Origin of the sequence: Stenotrophomonas sp. S49 (genome assembly GCF_016624905.1) — a bacterium.
Lineage (GTDB): Bacteria > Pseudomonadota > Gammaproteobacteria > Xanthomonadales > Xanthomonadaceae > Stenotrophomonas.
Map to the genome: position 1 here is coordinate 1 of NZ_JACVUD010000148.1, position 5,885 is coordinate 5,885.

Annotated in this window: 4 protein-coding genes and 1 pseudogene; 3 read left to right on the forward strand and 2 right to left on the reverse strand. The window is 67.3% G+C overall.

Features of this window, described 5'->3' with window-relative positions; translation table 11 throughout:
- Nucleotides 1-258 precede the first annotated feature (258 nt).
- The 3 genes and pseudogenes from IAE58_RS19495 to IAE58_RS19505 all read left to right on the forward strand — a co-directional run bounded on the left by IAE58_RS19495 (nt 259) and on the right by IAE58_RS19505 (nt 2,778).
- Complete coding sequence (locus IAE58_RS19495; protein ID WP_199934744.1) at nt 259-1,248, forward strand: fumarylacetoacetate hydrolase family protein; 990 nt, start codon at nt 259-261, stop codon at nt 1,246-1,248.
- A 14-nt stretch (nt 1,249-1,262) separates the two neighbouring features.
- Nucleotides 1,263-1,943: pseudogene (gene maiA / locus IAE58_RS19500) on the forward strand (maleylacetoacetate isomerase); the annotation flags it as partial.
- Nucleotides 1,944-1,947: 4 nt separating this feature from the next.
- Nucleotides 1,948-2,778, forward strand: coding sequence for a hypothetical protein (locus tag IAE58_RS19505; protein ID WP_199934746.1), 831 nt, complete (start codon nt 1,948-1,950; stop codon nt 2,776-2,778).
- Between the two features lie 206 nt (nt 2,779-2,984).
- On the opposite strand, the gene IAE58_RS19510 is transcribed toward IAE58_RS19505, so the two are convergent.
- Together IAE58_RS19510 and IAE58_RS19515 are read right to left on the reverse strand one after the other, a co-directional pair.
- Nucleotides 2,985-4,409, reverse strand: a complete 1,425-nt coding sequence (locus IAE58_RS19510) for a UdgX family uracil-DNA binding protein (protein WP_199934747.1) — start codon at nt 4,407-4,409, stop codon at nt 2,985-2,987.
- Between the two features lie 22 nt (nt 4,410-4,431).
- Entirely contained in the window at nt 4,432-5,721 is a 1,290-nt protein-coding gene (locus tag IAE58_RS19515; RefSeq protein ID WP_199934748.1) for a putative DNA modification/repair radical SAM protein, read from the reverse strand.
- Nucleotides 5,722-5,885: the final 164 nt, after the last annotated feature.

Genomic DNA, 5,885 nt, shown 5'->3' on the forward strand with positions numbered 1-5,885 from the left:
GCGGCATGGATGCCGCGGCCAAGCCTACAGGGACGTACTTGCGGCGTCCCCGCAATCCGACACCGCCCCGCCATCCCAAGGAATGCCCGCTTTTGACGTTGCTCCGGCCGTTGCCGTTGCTCCAAGCAGGTGCAGGGCTGCAAGCCCTGCCGAACCCCCTCCTGCGGTAGGGTGGGCCGGTGCCGCGCTGCAGCTTGGCTACACCGCGCATTTGATTACACTTGAAACTTGTTTGCCCACGACTCCGGACACCCACCCATGAAGCTTGGTTCTTTGAAGGAAGGCGGCCGCGACGGCACCCTCATCGTCGTCTCGCGTGACCTGCGCCACGGCGTACGCGCCACCGGCATCGCCGCCACCCTGCAGCAGGCGCTGGAAGACTGGAGCCACATCGCACCGCGCTTGAACGCGCTGTATGAATCGCTGAACGCCGGCGATGCCGATGGCGTGTTCGACCTGGACCCGCAGGCCCTGGCCGCGCCGCTGCCGCGTGCTTATGAATTCGTCGATGGCAGCGCCTACCTGCCGCACGTCGAGCGCGTGCGCCGCGCCCGTGGCGCCGAAGTGCCGGAAAGCTTCTACACCGACCCCCTGATGTACCAGGCCACCAGCGCCGCCTTCTACGGCCCGCGCGATGCCGTGAAGGTGGTCAGCGAGGACTACGGCATCGATCTGGAAGCCGAACTGGTGGTGATCACCGACGACGTACCGATGGCGGTCAGCGCCGAACAGGCCGCCGGCCATATCCAACTGATCGGCCTGGTGAACGATGTCTCGCTGCGCAACCTGATTCCCGGCGAACTGGCCAAGGGCTTCGGTTTCCTGCAGTCCAAGCCGCGCTCGGCGCTGTCGCCGGTGTTCGTCACCCCCGATGAACTGGGTGATGCCTGGCAGGACAGCAAGGTGCACCTGCCGCTGCTGACCCACATCAACGGCGCCTGGTTCGGTGCTCCGGAAGCCGGCGTGGACATGCAGTTCAACTTCGCCCAGCTGATCGCCCATGCCGCCAAGACCCGCCAGCTGGGCGCCGGCGCCATCGTCGGCTCGGGCACCATCGCCAATGAGGACACCAGCAAGGGGGCGTCCTGCTTCGCCGAACAGCGCACCGTGGAAACCCTGCGCGACGGCAAGCCGAGCACGCCGTTCATGTCGTTCGGCGATGTGGTGCGCATTGAAATGCTTGATGCCGCCGGCAACAGCATCTTCGGTGCCATCGAGCAGCGCATCGAACAAGCGGCCAAGCCCTGAGCATGGAGGCGGCGATGGACATCCTGGTTGATGACGGCCCGGTCGACGACGGCATCGTGCTGTACACCTACTGGCGATCCAGCGCCGCCTATCGCGTACGCATCGGCCTGGAGCTGAAGGGCCTGGCCTGGGAAGGCCGGCCGGTGCATCTGGTGCGCGACGGTGGCGAGCAGCATGCCGGTGCCTATGCCGCGCTCAACCCGCAGCAGCTGGTGCCGACCCTGCTGCACGACGGCCATACGCTGAACCAGTCGCTGGCGATCCTGGAATACCTGGACGAGCGCTTCCCGCAGGTGCCGCTGCTGCCGGCCGACGCCGCCGGCCGTGCGCGCGTGCGCGGCTTGGCACAGCTGGTCGCCTGCGATATCCACCCGATCAACAACCTGCGGGTGATGCAGTACCTGGAGCGCGATCTGCAGGTGCCGGCCGACGCGCGCACGCAGTGGACGCTGCACTGGATGGCCGAAGGGCTGGCGGCGATGGAAACGATGCTAGCCAGCAGCGGCGACACCGGCCGTTTCTGCCACGGCGATCGTCCCACCTTGGCCGATCTGTGCCTGATGCCACAGCTGTACAACGCGCACCGGTTTGGACTGGACCTGGCGCCGTACCCGACGCTGCGCCGCATCGAGGCCGCCTGCCAGACCGTGGACGCTTTCGATCGCGCCCGCCCGGAGAATCAGGTTGATGCGTCATTCAATGGCTGTCTTCAATGGGAAATTTGCAGTCATCGGTGCTGTAGTTGTCGCTGCCGGGGTGGCGATAGGCGCGGCTATGTGGTTCCGAACGGGATCGGTTGAGCCAATCTCGGGCACCGATGCAGGTTCGGATTCGTTTTCCGGGCTGGTCAAAGCGGGGGGGCGGACGATGGCGAGCATTGGAGCAAGCTCCCTTGTTGAAGGGGGGATTGATTCTCTCCAGGTGCCCGCGTCGCAGCTTGCGGCCAGTGACCCGCGGCTGGTTGCACTGTCCAAGGCAGAGCTGGCTTGGCTTGAGAAGCATTACTACCCTACACAGGCTGAACTGGATGCTCTGGATAGGATGGACCTGAAGGAACTTGCGCGATCAGCTGATCCGAAATCGAGGATGTTGTACGGCATTGCTCTCATCCGGCGAGATCAAGTGCCAGGCGCGATGCCTGCATTGAAAAATGCCGCCACGCTGGGAGCTTTCTATGCATACGAGGAGGCTGCCGCAGCCGAGTACGCAATGCTTACCAAGAGGGGAATGGACGCTCAGACGGTGCAGGACATGCTGCGAGCGAAGGTCGAAGTCGCCAAGATTCTGGGAGATCACCGGGCGGAGTATCTCCTTGGTAGGAACTTGCCAAGCGGATCGGTCGCCAATCCCGCTGCCGTGCAGCAGTACACGACTGAGTTTCTGCGGCAGCTGGGTATGAATGCACAGCTCATGGGCGTGAGTGCGTCCGGTCCAGATCCCCGGCCCAATGCGGATCTGTGGAGTGATGTCACAAAGCTGGGGAATTCCGGCTCAGCTGACGAACAGATCGACGTCTATAGCCGCAAGTGATCTCACGAGATGAACCCTGACATCCGGTTTTCAGCAAGTCCGGTGTGGGTGGCATCGTTGTTTGAGCAGGCCTCGCAATCAGCAACGATTGCGAGGGCCGCAGCAGCAGTTCAGCCAGACGGTCCTTCGGCCCTGTTTGCGCCGCGCCGCCACGCGGCAACGACGAGGGCAAGCCGTGATACTTGGCCAAGCGTGTGACCCTGTAGTTATCCGCGCGCGTGGCCGCCCTGCGCATTCACCAGCATCTGCCGCAGGTCCTCGCGGAACAGTCGATAGCCGGCCTCGCGGCGCGCATCATCGCCCTGCCGCAGCACCCACGCCGGGTGCACCGTGGCATAGCCGCGGGTGCCATCGTCCAGCGTGTGCCAGCGCCCGCGATCGCGGGCCAGGCTGAAGTCCCGCCCGAACACGGCCATGGCGGCGGTCGCTCCCAGGCACACGATCAGCTGCGGCCGCACCCGCGCGATCTCGCCCAGCAGCCAGGGGCGGCAGGCATGCACGTGGCGGCTTTCCGGCCGCTTGTGCAGCCGCACCTTGCCGCGTCGCTCGTGGTGGAAATGCTTCACCGCGTTGGTCAGGTACAGCGTGGCGCGGTCGATGCCCAGCTCGGCCAGCGCACGGTCCAGCAGTTGCCCGGCCGGGCCGGCGAACGGGCGACCGCTCAGGTCCTCCACATCGCCGGGCTGCTCGCCCACCACCATCACCCGCGCATCGGCCGGGCCCTGGCCGAACACGGTCTGCGTGGCCGGCTCCCACAGCGGGCACTGCTGGCAGGTGCTGGCCTGCGCGCGCAGCGCCGCCAGGCTTCCATCCACGGCAGGGGCCGGCAGCACCCGCGCCGGCACCCGCCGTGCAGGTGCCTGGGCGGGACGGTCGTGCATGTCCTGCACCCGGCCTGCCGCCTCGCGCACCAGGCCCGGCAGCAGCTGCGCCTCGGGCAGGTGCCGCCAGTACTTGGCCGGCATTTCCTGCTGCATCATGCGGGTGTTCAGCCGCGCCGGGTTGAAGATGCTGGCGTAGTAGGTCTGCCACAACGCCTCGCGCGCATCCTCGGCCGGCGCATCGTCGCGCCGGCCACCCGGCCCGAAGCTCAACGCCTGGCCGTCCCACTGCACGCTGCGGCCGGGGGTCAGGATCGCCCAGCGCATGCCGGCGAAGCGGCGCGCGAAGAACGGTGCCACGCGGTCCACGATGTGGTGCTCCGGTTCGAACCAGGCAATGAACGCGTCCTGCTCGCCGGGCACTTCACGGAACCGCACGAAGGCTTTCATCTTGTGCGTGTCGCGGCGCACCGCCTGGGCCATCGCCATCGCCCGCAGCACGTCGGCGTCGGTCGGGTTGGACAGCACCGCGCGTTCGCCATGGGTGATCCGCCACAGCAGCCGGTACAGCAGGGCCATGCGTTGTGGTTCGCGGTGGCACAACACGGTCGCGGCCAGCTCCAGGAACTCGCGCGGCACGCCGGGTTGCGCGCCCGGCGCCGGGCTGGCCGTCGCGTCGGGCAGGGCAGGGGCGTCCAGCAGCGAGGCCTCATGGCCCGGCAACCAGTCCAGCTGCGATGGCGGAACCGCAGCCAGCAGCGCCCCGCGCGCGCCATCGCGCCAGGCCTGCAGCGACCAGGGCGGGTCCACGCGTAGCGACCAGCGCTGCACGTCAGGCCGCCGGTGGCGCGTCGAACAGCGACCCCTGGCGCGGCGGCGGCGCCAGCCGCGCACGCAGCGCGGCTGGATCGTCCAGCGCGCTGCGCGGGTGGTGGTCGGCCAGCTGTACGAACGGCAGCAGCTTGCTCATCGGCGCCTTCAGGCGTGCCACGTCGGCCACCCGCAGCCGTCCGTGCCGGCGCGCCATCAGCACCCGCTTCACGTTGCGCACGCCCAGGCCCGGTACGCGCAGCAGCAGTTCCTTTGGCGCACGGTTCAGATCCACCGGAAAACGCTCCGGGTGCCGGATCGCCCAGGCCATCTTCGGGTCGATATCCAGATCCAGCATGCCGTCGCCGCCGTTGTCGGTGATTTCATCCACGCCGTAGCCATAGAAGCGCAGCAGCCAGTCGGCCTGGTACAGGCGGTGTTCGCGCTGCAGCGGCGGTGGCTGCACCGGCAACTGGCGGCTGGCGTCGGGAATGGGGCTGAAGGCCGAGTAGTAGACCCGGCGCATGTGGTAGTTGCCGTACAGCCGATCGGCGCTGAGCAGGATCTGCTGGTCGCTGGCGCCGTCGGCACCGACGATCATCTGCGTGCTCTGCCCGGCCGGGGCGAATCGCGGCGGGCGCGGGCGGGCGCTGCGCGTGGGCGTGGATGTGGCCGCCACGGCAGGCGGCGCGCGGCGGGCCTCCTTGGCCTCGTCGATGCGCCAGCGCAGTTCACCCATCGCGCCGCGGATGGTATGGCTGGTCTTTTCCGGGGCCAGTGCGGCCAGCCCGGCATCGGTCGGCAGTTCCACGTTGATGGACAGACGATCGGCATGGCGGCCTGCGCTGGCCAGTAGTTCCGGCGACGCCTCGGGAATGGTCTTCAGGTGGATGTAGCCGGCGAAGCGATGCTCCTCGCGCAGCTGCCGGGCCACTTCCACCATGCGTTCCATGGTGTAGTCGGCGTTGCGGATGATGCCGCTGGAAAGGAACAGCCCTTCGATGTAGTTGCGCTTGTAGAAATCCAGGGTGAGCGAGACCACTTCTTCCACGCTGAAACGCGCGCGGGGCACGTTGCTGGAGACACGGTTCACGCAGTACGCGCAGTCGTACACGCAGAAGTTGGTCAGCAGGATCTTCAGCAGGGACACGCAGCGGCCATCGGGCGTGTAGCTGTGGCAGATGCCCATGCCCTCGGTGCTGCCAATGCCGCCGGACGTGCGCGAATCGCGTTTGCCGGCGCCACTGGAGGCGCAGGAGGCATCGTATTTGGCGGCATCGGCCAGGATGGCCAGCTTGCGAAGGGTTTCCATGGCCGAAACCTACGCAGGGGCTGTCTCATTCGGTGAGACAGCCCCTTAACCCTTCAGGATTCCCGCCGGGCATGGCCCGGTGCTACCCGTAACGGTTCCAGGTAGCGCCGGGCCCTGCCCCGCGGGGGGGGGCCGAAACCCGGGGGGGTTGTGGGGTGGGTGGG

Excerpts from the sequence above, each read along its gene's own strand:
- IAE58_RS19515 (WP_199934748.1), bottom strand. The coding sequence starts at position 5,721 with ATGGAAACCCTTCGCAAGCTGGCCATCCTGGCCGATGCCGCCAAATAC.
- IAE58_RS19505 (WP_199934746.1), top strand. The coding sequence starts at position 1,948 with ATGGCTGTCTTCAATGGGAAATTTGCAGTCATCGGTGCTGTAGTTGTC.
- IAE58_RS19495 (WP_199934744.1), top strand. The coding sequence starts at position 259 with ATGAAGCTTGGTTCTTTGAAGGAAGGCGGCCGCGACGGCACCCTCATC.